The organism is Nocardia sp. PE-7 (assembly GCF_030486425.1).
Taxonomy (GTDB): Bacteria; Actinomycetota; Actinomycetes; order Mycobacteriales; family Mycobacteriaceae; genus Nocardia; species Nocardia salmonicida_A.
Map to the genome: position 1 here is coordinate 1,237,833 of NZ_CP129614.1, position 16,869 is coordinate 1,254,701.

Here is a 16,869-nt window from a genome sequence, read left to right on the forward strand (position 1 = left end):
AAGGTTGGACGGGGCACACGAAGCGGAGGTTCCATTATGTGATGTGAGTCACACGGAGGCCGGTGTGTCCTCGTTCGCGTCGGCCCGGCTGTGCACGCACTCGCGGCAGGTGCCGAAGATCTCGAGCGTGTGGCTCACCTCGGTGAATCCGTGGTCACTCGCGATCTTCTCGGCCCACGCCTCGACCGTGGGACCCTCGACCTCGACGGTGCGCCCGCAATGGCGGCAGACCAGGTGGTGATGGTGGCCGCTCGAGCACTGGCGGTAGACGGATTCGCCGGTATCGGTGCGCAGCACGTCGACCATGTTCGCGTCGGCGAGGGACTGGAGGGTCCGGTAGACGGTGGTCAGGCCGATACCCTCGCCGCGTTTACGAAGCTCGTCGTGCAATTCCTGCGCCGAACGGAACTCGTCGGTATCGCTGAGCAGGGCCGAGATGGCACTGCGCTGACGGGTGCTGCGAACCCCGACCTGCTTCGCGGAGGTGTGGTCTGCCAACGGTTTATCCTTCCTCGGCATGGGCGACGGCATCGACCACGATATGGGCCAGATGATCGTCGACGAGTTCGTAGAGCACCTCGCGGCCCGAGCGTTCACCGTGCACGACGCCCGCCGATTTGAGAATGCGCAGATGCTGGCTGACCAGCGGCTGGGTGACGCCGAGTGTGTCGACCAGCTCGTGCACGCAGCGCGGCGACTCACGCAACTGCAGCACGATGGCGATGCGTACCGGCGCGGCCAGTGCCCGCAGCAGCTCGCCCGCGTCCTCGAGCACCGTGCGCGACGGCACGGCGGCGGGTGCGGGGGAGTGGTACGGGTTGTGCGGGTGCGCGGGCGCAGCCTCGGTGGTCATGAACCAACTCCTTATTGGAAACAGATTCCATTTTGATATGCATAATTGCGCATGTCAAATGACGCGCCGCGCGGACACCTCGGCTGCTGCAAACCCACTGGACGGGTCCCGATACGCTGGACCCACTTACGTACGGTAGGCCGCATCGAACACCGGTACGGCATGCCGAACAATTCCGACTCGCAGTGGATGGAGAAATCTCGCGTGGCACCCAAGTCGAAGGTGGACACCGTTGCCAACCTCGCCAAGCGCCGGGGTCTGGTCTACCCGTGCGGTGAGATCTACGGAGGCACCAAGTCGGCGTGGGACTACGGTCCGCTCGGCGTCGAACTGAAGGACAACATCAAGCGGCAGTGGTGGCGGACCATGGTCACCAGCCGTGACGATGTCGTCGGCCTCGACTCCTCGGTGATCCTGCCGCGCCAGGTCTGGGAGGCCTCGGGCCACGTGGCCACCTTCTCCGATCCGCTGGTCGAGTCGCTGCACACGCACAAGCGTTACCGCGCCGACCATCTCATCGAGGCCTACGAGGCCAAGCACGGTCACCCGCCCGCCAACGGCTTGGCCGACATCAACGATCCCGACACCGGCCAGCCCGGCAAGTGGACCGAGCCGCGCAACTTCTCCGGCCTGCTCAAGACCTTCCTCGGCCCGGTCGACGACGAAGAGGGCATGCACTACCTGCGTCCGGAGACGGCACAGGGCATCTTCGTCAACTTCAAGAACGTGCAGGAGACCGCGCGCAAGAAGCCGCCGTTCGGCATCGCCCAGATCGGCAAGAGCTTCCGCAACGAGATCACGCCGGGCAACTTCATCTTCCGCACCCGCGAGTTCGAGCAGATGGAGATGGAGTTCTTCGTCAAGCCCGGCGAGGACGTGGAGTGGCACAAGTACTGGATCGAGACCCGCCTGGCCTGGTACACCGACCTCGGCATCGATCCGGAGAACCTGCGCCTGTTCGAGCACCCGAAGGAAAAGCTGTCGCACTACTCGGCGGGCACCACCGACATCGAGTACCGCTTCCGCTTCCAGGGCAGCGAATGGGGCGAGCTCGAGGGCATCGCCAACCGCACCGACTACGACCTCAAGACGCACTCGGAGCACTCCAACGTCGACCTGAGCTACCGCGACCAGGCCAGCGGTGACCGCTACACGCCCTACGTCATCGAGCCCGCGGCCGGTCTGACCCGCTCGCTGATGGCCTTCCTGGTCGACGCCTACACCGTCGACCAGGTGCCGACCGCGAAGGGCACCACCGAAGAGCGGATCAGCCTGCGTCTCGACCCGCGCCTCGCGCCGGTCAAGGCCGCGGTGCTGCCGCTCTCGCGCAATGCCGACCTGACCCCCAAGGCCAAGGATCTGGCCGCCCAGCTGCGTCGCAACTGGAACGTCGACTTCGACGACGCGGGCGCCATCGGCCGCCGCTACCGTCGTCAGGACGAGATCGGTACGCCGTTCTGCATCACCGTCGACTTCGACACCATCGACGACCAAGCGGTGACGATCCGCGAGCGCGACTCGATGGCCCAGGAGCGCATCGCCCTGGACAAGGTCGAGTCCTACCTGGCAGCCCGTCTGATCGGCGCCTGATTTCCCCGCTCTAGAAACCCGCGTCGGCTACCCGGCGCGGGTTTCTGCACGCCTGTGGCCTGGACGGATGATCACCAGGCCATCGCGGAGACATCGGCCGAGAGGAAAAAACCACCACGACCTGATGATCTTGATCGAGCTACGTTGATCACACTGCGTAGCTGACGGTTTGCGTTGGATGGGCGCTTGCCTCACGATCTTCGTTGTGCTGTGGGAACCGGAAGATGTGGTGCGGGTGCTCGACCCGTCAGAACAACGATTCGTGCGGCACGCGACCTTCACCGGACGGTCGGTCACGGTGCTGGGGGAACTGGACGCGGCCGGGCTCGGCGCGGCCTTCGCGGCACTGCAGCAGAGGTTCCCGATTCTGGTGTGCCGGATCGTCGAGGATGCCGACGAGAACGGAATCCTGTTGCGTCCCGGGGATATCGAGGCCGTCGGGGCGTGGGTGAGTTTCGGCGATCCCGACGAGGTTCGGGTTCCGGCCGAGTCCATGGACCCCGGAGCTCAGTTGGCCTATCTGGATGTGGTTCTCGCCGAAGAGGATCGGGCTCGGGTCACGTTGTTCGTGCACCACAGCGTGGCCGACGCGGGGCACTGTGTCGAACTGTTCGCGCGGTTGTGGGGCTACTACACCGACTACGTGGAGACCGGGAAGATCGCGGCTCGAGCGGACCCGGTGACCGCCGTCGCGGAGTCGGCTACCGGAGTAGCGGAGTATCCGACGTCGCTGGAGGCGTTGTTGGCACAGCGCGGTATCCGGCGTGCGCGGCGGTCGGGGCTCGAGCCGGTGACACGTCCGCTCCTCGCCGCTGACTCGGTGAGCGGGGTCGAGCGGTCGGAAGCGGCGCCGGCCTCGCTGGCGCGGCCGGCGCGGATTCAGCTGGACACCGTCGCGACCGCGCGGGTGCTCGACCTGGCTCGTGCGCACGCGGTGAGCGTGAACGGGTTGGTCACCGCCGCGGTGTTGCGGGCCTATGTCGATCTCTCCGGTGCGGACAGCGTCTCGTGCGTGTATCCGGTCGATCTACGCAGGCGCCTCGACCCGCCGGTCGAGGCGGTAGCGGGCACCAACCTGTCCGGCCTTGCCGCGTTCCGCGCCGATGCCGCCGACACCGAGGATCTCGTCGTCCTCGCACGCCGGATCGGCACGAGCCTGCACGACGACCTGGCCGAGGGCGTGATCGAACAGTCCGTCCTGCACTTCCCCGACTTCTTCGGACCCCACCGAATCCACTCCACCGCAGGCCACATCGCCCTCACCAACACCGGAACGGTGCCCACGTTCCGCGCACCCGCCGGGGTGATCCTCGACGACTACGAGATCGTCTACCTCTCCGCACACCCCCGCCCGTCGACGGGGGCGTCCGCGGCCGTGACCTTCCTCGTCTACACCTATCTCGGCAGGCTGACCATCGGCCGTTTGGGCGGCGGCGTGCTCGCCGCCGAACTACTGGATGCCGTGGCAGCGGAGCTGTCCTGGTCGTCCGCCGATCGGCAAGCCGCGACCGCCTGAGATCGGCGGCCACAAACCCGGAACTGATTCGATCCACGTCGGCCTGTCCGCCGCGACGCGGGTCTCGCTCGCCGACCGCTGACGCGACATCATCGCGGAGCGAGCGGCTCCTGTAGCTCGGTGACCCAGCCATCCGGATCGGGCGTCCAGTGCAGGGTGACCTCGCGGACCGGTGCGCAGGTGCGATACCCGTTGTCCTCCACCCAGCGGCCGAGCGTCTGCCACGCCGAGCCGATGCCGCTCACATTCCCGTGATGGACGGTGGTCGCCACGTGTTCGAGCGCGGGCAGATCGACGATCGAGAAGTCCGGTGCCGCAGCGGGTTCCACGTTCACCGGCACGCAGGCGTGCACGCCCACCGTGCCGTCGTCCCGCGCGTCGTAGTAGGCGATCGCGGGGCCCGCGATCGTGATCCCGGCCTTCGCCAGCCGGTCGGACAGTTCGCTGAACAGCGGCCCGATCACCGGGCTGATGGCCTGGGGTTCGAATCCCGAAGCCCAGCCCGACGATTCGGCCACCCTGACCGCGGGCACCGACTTGATCACCGCATCCTGATCGGGCATGACGCCCTCCTTTTCGATGATTCGGAGTCTCGCCTCGACTTCGGTCAACCGCGAACGGTCGGCCGCGATCCGCTGTTCCAACTCGGCTCGGCGCAAAGTGAGCATGCCGCGCAGTTCTGCCGCGTCGGGCCCCGGCTCGAGCATTCTGCCCACCTGCTCCAGCGTGAACCCGAGCTCTTTGAGCGCGATGAGCCGGTTGAGGCGAGCCAGTTGCGCCGCCGCGTAGAACCGGTACCCGGTGGCCGCGTCGACCTTGGCGGGCGGCAACAAACCCACCGCGTCGTAGTGGCGCAGCATGCGCACCGACACCTGGCCGTGCCTGGCGAAATCTCCGATACTGAACATGACGCCTTCCGGTGTACGGCCTCACACGGTGAGAGAGTCAAGCCCTCAGAATCTGCCGCCCCGGCTGACCCGTCGTGATCCCGACGAGCCGCCGTAGGAGCCCGGGCGGTAGCCACCGCCGCCTCCGCCGTAGCCACCACGGTGCGAACCGCCGCTCATCGCGCCGCGGAGCAGTTCGTTCAGGAGGATTCCGCCCAGCACCGCACCGGTCTGGGACCCGCCACCTGACATCGGCTGACGGGTCTCCCAGGCCTGCACGCTGGCCTGCGCCTGCTGCATGGCCCGGCCGCCGAGGTCGGCGGCGGTCTGTGCGCTGACGAGTGCGCGTTCGGGGTCACCGGGCGCGAGCCTGCGTGCCTCGTCGAGATGACGCTGCGCTTCGGAGAGCCGGGTGCGCGCCTCGGCATCGACACCGCCGCGACGGGTTGTGATGAACGAGGACGCGGCATCGATGCGCGCGGCCGCGTCGGTGAGGGTGCGGTCGAGTCTGCGTCGCAAATCCTCTACTGCCAGTTTGCGATCCGAGGCTGCCGCGATCGCCCGATCCAGTTCGGCATCCGCGGTGACCGCGTGGTGGAAGGCGCCGAGGGGATCGCTGTCGGAGTTCGGGGTATTCAGCGCCGCGGTGGCGGAGGAGACCGCGGCGGCCAGGTCGGCGCCGCCGAATTCGGTGAGACTCTTCGCCGAGCTCAGGTCAGCGCGCAATTCGTCCAGGGCGGCGGGGAGGCCGTCTCGGGCCTGCTGGATATTCGTCGCGGCCTGGTCGACCGCATCGAGCAGAGTCCTGGCCTGCCCGATCGCACCCTCCGCCGCACGGATCGCCGCGACCGCCCCACCCTGCTGCCCGACAGGCTGGGTGAGCGCTGTACGAGCGGAATCGATGTTGTTCTCGGCGAAAGTGATCCGCTCCTGCGCCATTCGCACGTTGTCGTGGATCGGCGCGATGACCGAGGGCGGATAGGTCGAACCCAGGCGGCCGAGTTCGGCTTCGGAGCCCGGCATGCGCGCGGTCAGTTCGACGATGTCGCGGGTGAGCGCGTCCAGCCGGGCGGGCGCGTCGATGAGCAGATCGCGCATCGCGTCGAAATCGGTGACCTGCGCGTCGAGTTCGCGATCGGCCTTGCCCGCGGTCGCGATCAGCTCGATGAGCATGGCGCGCTGTTGATCCGGCGTCTCCGGGACGGCGTCGTCGAGTTGCTGGCGAATCGTGAACGCCTTCGCGGTGGCGGCGCGGGCGGCATCGAGCGCGTAGCGAAACGGCGTCACCGCGGTATCACCGAATTCGCTGGTGGCCAAGGTCAATTCCTCGGCGCTGGTCCGTACGGCATCGTCGATCTCGACCAGTCGCTCGCGGGAGAGCGCGTGCAAGGTCGGCAGCGACATTTTCGCCAGGGCAGCCGAGTCGGTCGGGTCGACCGCACGCGCGTTGGTCAGTTCGGCCCTATCCCGGTCGCCACGGCGCTTGCGCGCGAACAACATCAGACCGCCTGCCACCACAACCACGGCCAGACCGATGAGGATCAGAACACCCCACGGCACGCTTGTGCCCGTCAACGCGGACCCGATGCCTTCGGCGGTGTAAATGGCAGCTTGCGCCCACTTCTGTTCTCGCAGAGCGGGTTCCACCGAGCCGGCGAGTATCGAGTCCAATTCGCTGTCGGTCACACCGTCGGGAAGGGTGCCGTCGAGCCAGTAGCCGCGATCGTCGACGGCCACCGCCAACAGCAGGTCGCGATCGCTGAAGCCGGACAGGTCGGACGTACGGGCGGCCCAATCCCGTGCCGCCATCGACCCGAAGGTGCGCACGTAGACAACCCACAGCTTGACCTGGTGATCGCGGTACAGGGTATCGACCGCGTCGAGCACGTGCCCCTCGTCGCCCGCGCTGAGCACGTTCGCGGTGTCGACCACCTGCGGACCCATCCGCGCGGGCGGTTCGGCGACGGCACTCGGCGCGCACAGCAGACTCAACACGGCGAACACCGCGCAGAGCACGGAAACCGAACGTGGGGCCGAACTCGACAGCGGCATGTGTCGAATCTAACCGTCGCGACCGACACGAGCGCGACATCGCAGCGCGTGGCTTCTACGATCGGACGCATGGTCACAGTCGCTCGCCAGTACACAGGTCACGTCACCGCGGGCGAGGAAGCCCAGCAGCGCGACGTCCCCGGCGCCCGCATCGTGAAGATGTCGGTGGGTCCGATGGACAACAACACCTACCTGATCCAGAGCACCGCCACCGGCGCTGCCGTGCTGATCGACGCCGCCAACGACGCCGAGCGCATCATCGAACTCACCACGCTCGAGACCCCCGGCCAGATCGAGCAACTCGTCACCACCCACCGCCACCCCGATCACTGGCAGGCGCTGACCGAGGTCACCAAGTCCCTCGACGTCCCCACCGCCGCCCACACCCTCGACGCCGACCACCTCCCGGTCCGCCCCGACCGCCTGCTCGAGGACGGCGACACCCTCGAAATCGGCGACCTCGTCTTGCACGTCATCCACCTGCGCGGCCACACCCCGGGTTCGATCGCCCTCGCCCTCACCGACAACACAGGCCACACCCACCTCTTCACCGGCGATTCACTCTTCCCAGGTGGAGTGGGGAAAACTCACAGTCCCGCCGACTTCGACACCCTCCTCACCGACGTCACCACCAAACTCTTCGACCGCTACCCCGACGAGACCGTCGTCTACCCGGGCCACGGCGACGACACCACTCTCGGCGCCGATCGCGCGAATCTGCCCGAATGGCGTGCGCGGGGTTGGTGAGGCTGCTTCGGGAGTCAGCGCAGCGGGAGAGCCGGTCCGGTGAGAGTCAGGCCCAGGTCGGCGGTGTAGGCGAAGACCGCGAAGAAGACCAGCGCGGCACCGGCTAGGGCGAGGTCCTTGTTGAAGTGGACCATCTCGTGTTGCTTGGTCTCAGTATCGGTCTCCTTCCAGAAAGCGTGCATCAGGAAGGCTGTCGGCACCAGGAACACCACCAGGACAAGCGAACCGAGATCGCCCCACGCTCCGAGGAACACGCTCGTTCCCGCGACCAGCATGGCCGCACCTGAGGCGTACACCGCCAGGACGGGCGACGGCACTCCCCGGCTCGCGGCATATCGCGCGGTGTCCTTTGCCGCACTCAGATGGCCGACAGCCGCGCCGATGAACAACGCGGAGAACAGGATTCGCCCGATCAGGACTATGACGCTCATGGGCTCCACCTGACCATCGGAAGAAGGCCCGCGTCCAAGTCCGATCAGACGAGGACGATACCGAGCGGGTATCGTCGCAGTTCATGGACCTCCGTCTCCTGCGATACTTCACGGCGGTGGCCGAGGAACTCCACTTCGGTCGCGCTGCCGCTCGGCTGTATATGACCCAGCCGCCGCTGAGCCGGGCGATCAAGCAGCTCGAGGCCGACCTCGGCTACGAACTGCTGCGCCGCTCATCGACCGGCGTCGCCCTCACGCCCGCCGGTGTCGTGCTCTACAACGAGGCGCGTGATCTGCTGGTCCAGGCCGATCGAGTGCGCACCAGGGTCGCGGTCGCCGCCGGGGCGGACACCACCGTCACCATCGGCACCTTCGCCGAACAGGCAGGCGCCCGACTGGCGGCCGCTTACCGAGCCGCGCACCCCGATATACAGGTGCACATCAGAGAAGGTGACTTCGCCGATCCGACAGCGGGGCTGCGCGCCGGACGGGTCGACATCGCTCTCACCCGCACGCCCTTCGACGAAACAGGCATCACCACACAGGTTCTGCGCACCGACCCCGTCGGCGTCGTCCTGCGCGGGGACGATCCATTCGCCGACCGCCCGAACCTGCACTTGCGAGAGCTGGCCGATCGACACTGGTTCCAGCTGCCTCCCGACACCGACCCGATCTGGCGCGGCTATTGGTCGCACCCGACCGATCCCGACACCGGGCCGGTGGTGCGGACTGTCCACGAATGCCAGCAGACAGTCCTGTGGAACGGCACCGTGGGACTCACGCCGCTCGGTCATCCGGTTCCGGACGGGCTGGTGGTGGTCCCGCTCGTCGACAAGCCGCCGAGCAGCCTCGTGCTGGCCTGGAACAGCGCCGCGCACAGCCCGCTGATCCGCTCGTTCGTCGACGTCGCGGCGACGATCTCGTGGACGCCGATCGGTAGTTCACCGGAACGGAATCCGCTGGTGACCGCTGACCACACGACGCGTCGGACCGACCTGGCAGACTGACGAGGGTGAAATCGGGTTTCTCGCGAACGGCCACGCCCGCCCTGGATGTCAGGCATCCGCGTGGGCTGGTGTCGACGGTCTCGGTGTGGTTCGTCCGGTTGATCGCCGGGGCGGTGCTGATGGGGTTGGTGCTGGTGGCCGGGACGGCGGTCCGGGTCTGGCAGGTCGCGCGGATCGACGACTACACCTCCGCGAACGCGATCGTGGTGCTCGGCGCGGCGCAGTATTCGGGGACGCCGTCGTCGGTGTTCGAGGCCCGGTTGTATCAGGCGTGGCGGCTCTACGAAGCCGGGGTGGCGCCCACGGTGATCACCGTGGGCGGCAAGCAGGAGGGCGACCTGTACACCGAAGCCGCTTCGGGCAAAAGGTATCTGGAAGACAAGGGCGTGCCCAGCGAGAATGTCCTCGCCGTGGAAACCGGTTCCGACACCCTGCGCAGCATCGAAGCCGTCGCGACAGCGATGGGGGAGCGCGACATGTCATCAGCCGTACTCGTGAGCGATCCGTGGCATTCACTGCGAACCAGGACGATGGCTCGTGACGCGGGCTTGGAGGCGTGGACCGCACCCACCCGCACCGGACCGGCCGTCTATACGAGGGAGTCGCAATTCCACGGCATCGCCCGCGAAACCGGCGCGCTGCTCTGGTACCAGCTCACTCATTTCTCGGCGGATTTCCCCTACGAGGCGGGACAGTGAGATGACCCAGAGCTATACCCCGCACGACCAGGAACGGATGGTCCACGAGCCGGGCAAGACCGCATGGCCCGGTGCCGCGGACAAGGGTCATCGCAGTGAATTCTCCCGCGATCGCGCCCGGGTGCTGCATTCCGCCGCGTTGCGTCGCCTCGCCGACAAAACCCAGGTCATGGGCCCGCGCGAGGGCGATACCCCGCGCACCCGCCTGACTCACTCCCTCGAAGTGGCCCAGATCGGACGCAGCATCGCCGACGGTGTCGGCGCCGACCCCGACCTCGTCGACCTGGCGGGCCTTGCCCACGACATCGGCCACCCGCCCTACGGTCACAACGGTGAACGCGCGCTCGACGAATTCGCCGACGAGTACGGCGGTTTCGAAGGCAACGCGCAGAACCTGCGCATCCTGACCCGCCTCGAGCCCAAGATCCTCGACGCCGACGGCGAAAGTTTCGGGCTCAACCTGACGCGGGCAGCCCTGGACGCGACCCTCAAATACCCGTGGGGCAGAAGCGGTTCCGGCACCAAGTTCGGCGCCTACGACGACGACCTCGAACGCCTGGCCTGGGTCCGCAAAGACGCGCCCGACCGCAAGCAGAGCCTGGAATGCCAGATCATGGACTGGTCCGACGACGTCGCCTACTCGGTGCACGACGTGGAGGACGGCGTGATCGTCGGCCGCATCGACCTGCGCGCCCTCGCCGACCCGGCCGAACAGGCCGCGCTCGCCGAACAGGGCCACGGCCAGCACCCCGACCAGTCGATCGACGCGCTGGCCGCCGCCGCCCAGCGGCTCTCCGAACTCGACATCGTGGCTGACGCCGCGACCTACGACGGCAGCTTCGCCGCCTCGGTGGCGTTGAAACGGCTCACCAGCGAACTGGTCGGCCGCTTCGCCACCGCCGCGATCGCGGCCACCCACGAGCGCTACGGCGAGGGCCCGCTCATCCGCTACGAGGCCGATCTGATCGTGCCGCCGATCGTGGCCGCCGAGGTCGCCGTCCTCAAGACCGTGGCGTTGCGTTACGTGCGCTCCGACCCCGGCCACCTCGCCCGCCAGCAGACCCAGCGCGACCGCGTACAGGCCGTCGCCGACCGCCTGCTCACCACCGCGCCCGCCCACCTCGACGATCAGATGCTGCCCTGGTTCAACGCCGCCACCACCGAGGCCGCACGCGTGCGCGTGGTGATCGACCAGATCGCCTCCTACACCGAGAGCCGGTTCGAACGCGTCGCCGCCTCGCTGGACTGCCGCTGAGCAGACCCGACTAGACTCGCTCACCGTGGCCGGACGAATCCCAGATCGCGATATCGCGGCGATCCGTGAACGTGTCCGGATCGAAGACGTAGTCGGTGAGTACGTGGCGCTCAAGCGCGCGGGCGCCGACTCGATCAAAGGTCTGTGCCCGTTCCACGACGAGAAGTCGCCGTCGTTCCATGTGCGTCCCAACCATGGGCTGTTCCACTGCTTCGGCTGTGGTGAGGGCGGCGACGTCTACAAGTTCCTGCAGCAGATGGAACACATCGGTTTCGTCGAGGCCGTCGAGCAGATGGCCGATCGCATCGGCTACCAGATCAACTACGAGGGCGGCGGCACCTCGGTGCAGCGCGACCGCGGCACCCGCTCGCGGCTGGTCGCCGCCAATGCCGCCGCGCACGAGTACTACATGGCCTTGCTGCACGAACCCGAGGCCGAGACCGCCCGCAAGTACCTGACCGACCGCAACTTCGACAAGGCGTCGTGGCAGCAGTTCGGTTGCGGTTACGCGCCCGCGGGCTGGGACGGCCTGACCAAGCACCTGCAGCGCCTCGGTTTCGAGTTCAAGGAGCTGGAAGCGGCGGGGTTGTCCAAACAGGGCAAGCGCGGTCCGATCGACCGGTTCCATCGTCGCCTGCTGTGGCCGATCCGCAATCTCGGCGGTGAGGTGATCGGGTTCGGCGCGCGCAAGCTGTTCGACGACGACACCATGCCCGGCAAATACGTGAACACGCCGGAAACGTTGCTGTACAAGAAGTCTCAGGTGCTGTTCGGCCTCGACCACGCCAAACGCGACATCTCCAAGGGTCATCAGGCCGTGGTCGTCGAGGGCTACACCGATGTGATGGCCATGCACCTGGCCGGGGTGAAAACCGCGGTCGCGTCCTGCGGTACCGCTTTCGGCGAGGAGCACCTGCAGGTGCTGCGCAGGCTGCTGATGGACGACAATTTCTGGCGCGGCGAGATCATCTACACCTTCGACGGTGACGCGGCAGGCCAGGCTGCGGCGTTGAAGGCGTTCAGCGGTGATCAGCGGCTGGCCGGACAGACCTATATCGCGGTCGCGCCCGACGGGCAGGATCCGTGCGAGCTGCGTCAGCACTCCGGCGACAGCGCCGTGCGTGATCTGGTAGCGCGACGAACCCCGCTGTACGAGTTCGTGATTCGTGGTCTGCTCGCCGAACACAATCTCGACGATGTCGAGGGCCGCGTCGAAGCGTTGCGCCGTACGGTGCCCGTGGTGGCTCAGATCAAAGACAACGCCACCCGCAAGGGGTATGCCACCAAGCTGGCCGGTTGGGTCGGCTGGGACGATATCCAGCTGGTCGTGCGCCGGGTCGGTGAAGAGGCGAAGAAGAACCGCACGGGCGGCAATGCCACGCCTGCCCTGAAGTCGGGTGCCGCGGCGATTCCCGCGCCCCGCGTCGAGGAGAGTTCCTCGGTGCGGCCTGCACCCAACGATCCGGTGCTGTTCGCGCAGCGCCAATCCCTCAGCGCCGCACTGCAATACCCCGGCATCGCGGGCGTCGCCTTCGACGCCATCGACGCCGCCGCCTTCACCCACCCCGCCTATGTGGCGGTGCGCATCATGATCGCCCAGGCGGGCGGCACGGCGGCCGGGCTCAGCGGCGCGGAATGGGTCGCCGCCGTCGCCGACCACACCGACGACCTGATGATCCGCGCCCTGGTCTCCGAACTGGCCAACGAGCAGCTCCCGGTGCGCACCCAGAACGACACCCCGCGCTTCATCACCGGCATCCTCGCCCGCACCCAGGAAGCCTGGGTGGGCCGCCAGATCGCCGAACTCAAATCGAAGCTGCAGCGGTTGTCCGCCAGCGAAGAGCCCGACACCTACATGACCTTGTTCGGTGACCTGGTGGCGCTGGAGCAGTACCGCAAGAGCCTCGCGGCGCAGGCGATGGGCAACGAGGGCTACGCGGCCGGAGCCTGACAGCCCTGGGGGTCATGGTTTGGTGGCCTCGGTGAGTGTGCGGCTGGAGTACGCGACGAACGGCCCCTCCTGCTGGATTCGATCATGGAGCCGACGCAACTGGTCGCGGTAGCCCTCCACGGTGAACCCGGGAACCATCCAGATCACCTTGCGCAGGAAATACACGACCGCACCGATGTCATCGAACTCTATGCGTAGGCGCTCGGTCCGTTGGCTGACGATCTCCAGGCCGGCGGCGCGCGCGGCAGCGGCCTCGTCGTCGGGATGGCGCCCTCGCCGTGCTTCCGGTTGCGGACCGAGGAAGTACTCGACCAGTTCGAATACGCTGGCAGGCCCTACGTGCTGCGCGAAATACGTTCCGCCCGTCTGCAGTACGCGGGCGATCTCGGACCACCAGACGGTCGCGGGATGCCGACTGGTGACCAGGTCGAACGCGTTATCAGCAAACGGCAACGGTGGCTCGTCGGGCGCGGCCACGACAACAACGCCGCGCGGGTGCAGCAATGCCGTCGCCTTGGCGATGTTCGGCGGCCACGACTCGGTGGCAACCATGGTCCGCGGAAACGACTCCGCCTCACCCAGAACCTCGCCACCACCGGTCTGGATGTCCAGCGCAGCGGTGGCGGTCTTCAGCCGACTACTCATCAGCCGCTGATAACCCCACGAAGGCCGCGCTTCGCTGGCCCGCCCATCGAGCCAGGAGAAGTCCCACCCCTCCACCGGCGCCGACGCTGCTTCATCGACCAGATCCTCGAACGTCCGTCCCATGTGGAATCACTATGCCAGCGACCAGCCCAGACCACGAATGCATTAACCGCGGACAAATCGCGATGTTTGCCCTGGTAGATACGCAGACGTCAATGGCCCGAGATAGCCTCGGGCCATTGATCTTCGGAGTGTAGGGCGTGGCTGCTGTGGGGATTTCGAGGAAGCCGCTACCTGACCGAACCGGCCAACTGATCGGCATACGGGGCAGTGAATTTCCCGACAATGGGAAGCTCCACGCGGACGCCGCCGCTGTTGTTCGCCCGGACCATGGCCATCATCCAGACGACGACCGCGAAGACCGCGAGCACGAGTCCGGCGAGGCTGAAGATGATCCCCAGTGCTCCGAGCAGCGAGCCGACGATGCTCAGAACAATATTGAGCACCGAGACCGCCCCGAAGAAGATAATCGATTGTGCAGCATGGAATTTCACATCGGGATCGTTCTTTCCCACGAAGAGGAAGACGATTCCGGTGAGCCAGCCCAGCGCGTACGACAGGATGGCGCTGGTCTTCTTGTCCAAGCCGGCGGACTGCGGCTGGTTCTGGGGAAGCTGAGAAGATGTCATGGCGCAAGTAGATGCCACACTCGCCCCCTACCGATCCCAACTTTCAGCACGAACCGCAGGCTGCGGAATCCGACAACCTGCTCGCTACGCCGGAGTTCGGGGGACAAGGTCCTGTTCTGGGCTGGAACGGCGACTGCGTGAACGGTCAGGGCTCGGAGGCGACAACGTGTGTCACCGCGGATTGTTCCTTGGGTATGGGGCGCGCCGCGGCCGCCGGTGGCTTGCTCGTAGCCGTGCCAGACGATCGCGAGGAGCCCGGCGCGGACAGTGTCGCTCCGTGCACCAGAACCACCCAATAGCCCACCAGGACAGCACAATAGAACGACCGTGCCACGGCCGCGGTGACGCTGCTGTGAGGCGGCAATTCCACCTCGAAGGACACCGGGAAGACCGGCACCGCGAGCGCGATGGCGGTGATCTCGCCACGGCCCAGCGTGATCAGCACAAGCACACCCGGCCACAGCAGCATCAGGTAGTTGTGCCACGCGATGGGCGAGAACAGTAGGGCCGCGGCGAGTACCGCCCACAGAGCGGTGCCGCCCGGGTCGATGCGGTCGCGGTGACGTCCACACCACCACAGCGTGCCTGCCAGCACCGCCAGCCCGAACACCGTCCCGATCTCGGAGGGCAGTCCGAAGCGCACCGCGAGCCCCGGCAGCGACGCGTTGTCCACCCAGCCCGGCACCGGCGCGGAGAAGGCGATGCGCAGCCAGCCCGCCGCGCTCGACGGCCCGGCGACGAGCACCCCGATCAGCGAGGCGACAGCCGCGCCGGCGATTCCGGCCCTGAACGGCAACCATTGCCGCTGCACGGCCGCGAGCAGCAAGATCGGTGCCAGCGACGGCTTCAGCGCCACCACGATGCCGAACAGAACGGACGCGAGCACCGGCCGCCCCCGCCGCTGCGCGATCCACCCGGCAACGAGCCCGACCAACAGCAGCGGGTAGATCTGGCCGAGCATCAGGGTTCCATACAGCGGCGAGGACGCGAGCACAGCCAGCGTGGCCAGCGCGGTGACAGCCGGGCGCAACCGCAGCTCCGAACACACCGCCACCACCGAGCCCACCATCATGAGCAGTGTCAGCACCGCGAAGACGCGGTAGGCCGTGACCACATCCAGCGCCGCGAACGGCGTGAGCAGCATCGAGACCAGTGGCGGATTGAGATTGCTCAGCTTCGCCGGCGTCTCGTAGATGTCGGTGCCGTGGGTGAGCGCCACAGCCGAGTTCCAGAAGGTGTCGAAGTCGACATGCACCTCGTAGACATCGTTGGACAACAGCGGCGCCACCAGCGGGTAGGGGTTCGATAAGCGCCGCACCACCTCGACGATCGACGCGAGCACGAGCAGACCCGCGACCACCCGGATGGCGGCGGTGAGACGGCTGGACTGCGCTACATCTTCTGGTGACACGGCTCCCGACGCTATCCGTACCCGTCCGGTTTCGTAGAACTGCTCTTTCCGCAAACGCGAGTAATGACCACCGCGATCACAGGTAAGACCTACGTCAATGCTGGAGTGCGGTTGCCGCCGTGCCACGATCGGGGAGTGATCTCCGGCGCCGGCACCACCGACCTCGCGGCCCTGCGCGTCCCGCTCACCGGCTACTGCTACCGCATGCTCGGCAGCTCCGCCGACGCCGAGGACGCCACCCAGGAAACGTTGCTGCGCGCCTACACCCGTCTCGACACCTTCGACCCCACCCGCGCCCGGTTGTCGACCTGGGTGCACGCCATCGCCACCAACATCTGCCTGGACATGCTGCGAGCCGCCCAACGTCGCATGCTGCACTGGGAGGGCCCCGCCACCGCGTTCGACCCCGACGCCGTCCTCCCCGACCAGCACTGGATCAGCCCCGCCCCGGACAGCCACACCCTCGGCGCCGACCCGGCCGACATCGTCACCCGCCGCGACACCGTCCGCCTGGCCTTCCTCGCGGCCCTGCAACACTTGCCACCCACACAGCGCGCGGCCCTGGTCCTGCGCGAGGTGCTCGCCTTCACCGCCGCCGAGACCGCCGACATCCTCGACACCACCCCCGCTGCGATCAACAGTGCCCTGCAACGCGCCCGCGCCACCCTGCGAACCACCCGCGACACTCCGACCGCGCTTGACCCCGACGCACCCCACGACCGTGACCTGCTCCAGCGCTACATCGCCGCGTTCGAAGCCCACGACATCACCGCACTCACCGCCGTTCTACACGAGGACGCGCGAGTGTCGATGCCGCCTTTCGGTTGGCGTCTGGACGGCGGCGCGTCCATCGCGGCCGTCATGACCACCTCCGACGCCTGTCGCGGCGACCGCGTTCTGCCGGTCACCTTCAACGGGGCAGCGGGCGCAGCGCAGTACCGGCTCGACGAGGATGGCGTAGCGCGCCCCTTCGCACTGGTCGCATTCGAAACACTCGACGGTCGGATTGCCCGGCTGATCACCTTCTTCGGCAGCGGCCCGAGATTCCCCGAATTCGGACTGCCGACCGTTCTGACCTGACCGATGAATTCCGGCGGCCGCGCACGTACCACTAGTGACACTGCCGATCGATCAAGG

General features: G+C 67.2%; 16 protein-coding genes. 8 read left to right on the top strand and 8 right to left on the bottom strand.

The features are described from left to right. Positions 1 to 48 precede the first annotated feature (48 nt). Complete coding sequence (locus QX204_RS05800) at positions 49 to 498, bottom strand: Fur family transcriptional regulator (RefSeq protein ID WP_301905540.1); 450 nt, start codon at positions 496 to 498, stop codon at positions 49 to 51. Positions 499 to 502: 4 nt separating this feature from the next. After that, entirely contained in the window at positions 503 to 853 is a 351-nt protein-coding gene (locus tag QX204_RS05805; RefSeq protein ID WP_056821345.1) for an ArsR/SmtB family transcription factor, read from the bottom strand. 204 nt (positions 854 to 1,057) lie between these two features. Between QX204_RS05805 and QX204_RS05810 the strand changes: the two genes are divergently transcribed. Together QX204_RS05810 and QX204_RS05815 are read left to right on the top strand one after the other, a co-directional pair. Further along, positions 1,058 to 2,443 (top strand): glycine--tRNA ligase, encoded by a 1,386-nt coding sequence (locus QX204_RS05810; protein WP_056821815.1) that lies wholly within the window; start codon positions 1,058 to 1,060, stop codon positions 2,441 to 2,443. A 205-nt stretch (positions 2,444 to 2,648) separates the two neighbouring features. Then, positions 2,649 to 3,959 (top strand): phthiocerol/phthiodiolone dimycocerosyl transferase family protein, encoded by a 1,311-nt coding sequence (locus QX204_RS05815; RefSeq protein WP_301905541.1) that lies wholly within the window; start codon positions 2,649 to 2,651, stop codon positions 3,957 to 3,959. Positions 3,960 to 4,048: 89 nt separating this feature from the next. On the opposite strand, the gene QX204_RS05820 is transcribed toward QX204_RS05815, so the two are convergent. Both QX204_RS05820 and QX204_RS05825 read right to left on the bottom strand, forming a co-directional pair. Next, complete coding sequence (locus QX204_RS05820; RefSeq protein ID WP_301905542.1) at positions 4,049 to 4,867, bottom strand: MerR family transcriptional regulator; 819 nt, start codon at positions 4,865 to 4,867, stop codon at positions 4,049 to 4,051. 45 nt (positions 4,868 to 4,912) lie between these two features. Further along, a complete protein-coding gene (locus QX204_RS05825; RefSeq protein ID WP_301905543.1) occupies positions 4,913 to 6,898 on the bottom strand; it encodes a TPM domain-containing protein in 1,986 nt (661 codons plus the stop codon). 69 nt (positions 6,899 to 6,967) lie between these two features. Here QX204_RS05825 and QX204_RS05830 point away from each other — a divergent pair, with 69 nt between their 5' ends. Continuing rightward, a complete protein-coding gene (locus QX204_RS05830) occupies positions 6,968 to 7,645 on the top strand; it encodes an MBL fold metallo-hydrolase (RefSeq protein WP_301905544.1) in 678 nt (225 codons plus the stop codon). A 14-nt stretch (positions 7,646 to 7,659) separates the two neighbouring features. Here QX204_RS05830 and QX204_RS05835 read toward each other — a convergent pair whose 3' ends face one another. Further along, a complete protein-coding gene (locus QX204_RS05835) occupies positions 7,660 to 8,076 on the bottom strand; it encodes a DoxX family protein (protein WP_301905545.1) in 417 nt (138 codons plus the stop codon). Between the two features lie 83 nt (positions 8,077 to 8,159). On the opposite strand from QX204_RS05835, the gene QX204_RS05840 reads away from it, so the two are divergent. The 4 genes from QX204_RS05840 to dnaG all read left to right on the top strand — a co-directional run bounded on the left by QX204_RS05840 (position 8,160) and on the right by dnaG (position 12,987). Beyond that, a complete protein-coding gene (locus tag QX204_RS05840) occupies positions 8,160 to 9,083 on the top strand; it encodes a LysR family transcriptional regulator (protein WP_301905546.1) in 924 nt (307 codons plus the stop codon). A gap of 119 nt (positions 9,084 to 9,202) precedes the next feature. Continuing rightward, positions 9,203 to 9,781, top strand: a complete 579-nt coding sequence (locus QX204_RS05845) for a YdcF family protein (protein ID WP_301907922.1) — start codon at positions 9,203 to 9,205, stop codon at positions 9,779 to 9,781. Positions 9,782 to 9,818: 37 nt separating this feature from the next. Beyond that, positions 9,819 to 11,036: a deoxyguanosinetriphosphate triphosphohydrolase gene (locus QX204_RS05850; protein ID WP_301907923.1), complete on the top strand. Its 1,218-nt coding sequence runs from the start codon at positions 9,819 to 9,821 to the stop codon at positions 11,034 to 11,036. Positions 11,037 to 11,061: 25 nt separating this feature from the next. Beyond that, positions 11,062 to 12,987, top strand: a complete 1,926-nt coding sequence (dnaG, locus tag QX204_RS05855) for a DNA primase (protein ID WP_301905547.1) — start codon at positions 11,062 to 11,064, stop codon at positions 12,985 to 12,987. 12 nt (positions 12,988 to 12,999) lie between these two features. Here dnaG and QX204_RS05860 read toward each other — a convergent pair whose 3' ends face one another. The 3 genes from QX204_RS05860 to QX204_RS05870 all read right to left on the bottom strand — a co-directional run bounded on the left by QX204_RS05860 (position 13,000) and on the right by QX204_RS05870 (position 15,732). Further along, positions 13,000 to 13,755, bottom strand: a complete 756-nt coding sequence (locus QX204_RS05860; RefSeq protein WP_301905548.1) for a class I SAM-dependent methyltransferase — start codon at positions 13,753 to 13,755, stop codon at positions 13,000 to 13,002. 167 nt (positions 13,756 to 13,922) lie between these two features. Then, the gene (locus tag QX204_RS05865; RefSeq protein WP_301905549.1) at positions 13,923 to 14,276 is read right to left on the bottom strand and encodes a DUF4870 domain-containing protein; all 354 of its coding nucleotides are present in this window, start codon (positions 14,274 to 14,276) and stop codon (positions 13,923 to 13,925) included. 190 nt (positions 14,277 to 14,466) lie between these two features. Beyond that, a complete protein-coding gene (locus QX204_RS05870) occupies positions 14,467 to 15,732 on the bottom strand; it encodes a glycosyltransferase family 87 protein (protein ID WP_301905551.1) in 1,266 nt (421 codons plus the stop codon). A 63-nt stretch (positions 15,733 to 15,795) separates the two neighbouring features. Here QX204_RS05870 and QX204_RS05875 point away from each other — a divergent pair, with 63 nt between their 5' ends. Then, on the top strand, positions 15,796 to 16,812 hold the full coding sequence (locus QX204_RS05875) for an RNA polymerase subunit sigma-70 (protein WP_301905552.1): 1,017 nt from the start codon (positions 15,796 to 15,798) through the stop codon (positions 16,810 to 16,812). The last annotated feature ends 57 nt before the right edge of the window (positions 16,813 to 16,869 follow it).

Excerpts from the sequence above, each read along its gene's own strand:
- QX204_RS05805 (WP_056821345.1), bottom strand. The coding sequence starts at position 853 with ATGACCACCGAGGCTGCGCCCGCGCACCCGCACAACCCGTACCACTCC.
- QX204_RS05820 (WP_301905542.1), bottom strand. The coding sequence starts at position 4,867 with ATGTTCAGTATCGGAGATTTCGCCAGGCACGGCCAGGTGTCGGTGCGC.
- QX204_RS05825 (WP_301905543.1), bottom strand. The coding sequence starts at position 6,898 with ATGCCGCTGTCGAGTTCGGCCCCACGTTCGGTTTCCGTGCTCTGCGCG.
- QX204_RS05830 (WP_301905544.1), top strand. The coding sequence starts at position 6,968 with ATGGTCACAGTCGCTCGCCAGTACACAGGTCACGTCACCGCGGGCGAG.
- QX204_RS05835 (WP_301905545.1), bottom strand. The coding sequence starts at position 8,076 with ATGAGCGTCATAGTCCTGATCGGGCGAATCCTGTTCTCCGCGTTGTTC.
- QX204_RS05840 (WP_301905546.1), top strand. The coding sequence starts at position 8,160 with ATGGACCTCCGTCTCCTGCGATACTTCACGGCGGTGGCCGAGGAACTC.
- QX204_RS05845 (WP_301907922.1), top strand. The coding sequence starts at position 9,203 with ATGGGGTTGGTGCTGGTGGCCGGGACGGCGGTCCGGGTCTGGCAGGTC.
- QX204_RS05850 (WP_301907923.1), top strand. The coding sequence starts at position 9,819 with ATGGTCCACGAGCCGGGCAAGACCGCATGGCCCGGTGCCGCGGACAAG.
- QX204_RS05860 (WP_301905548.1), bottom strand. The coding sequence starts at position 13,755 with ATGGGACGGACGTTCGAGGATCTGGTCGATGAAGCAGCGTCGGCGCCG.
- QX204_RS05875 (WP_301905552.1), top strand. The coding sequence starts at position 15,796 with ATGACCACCGCGATCACAGGTAAGACCTACGTCAATGCTGGAGTGCGG.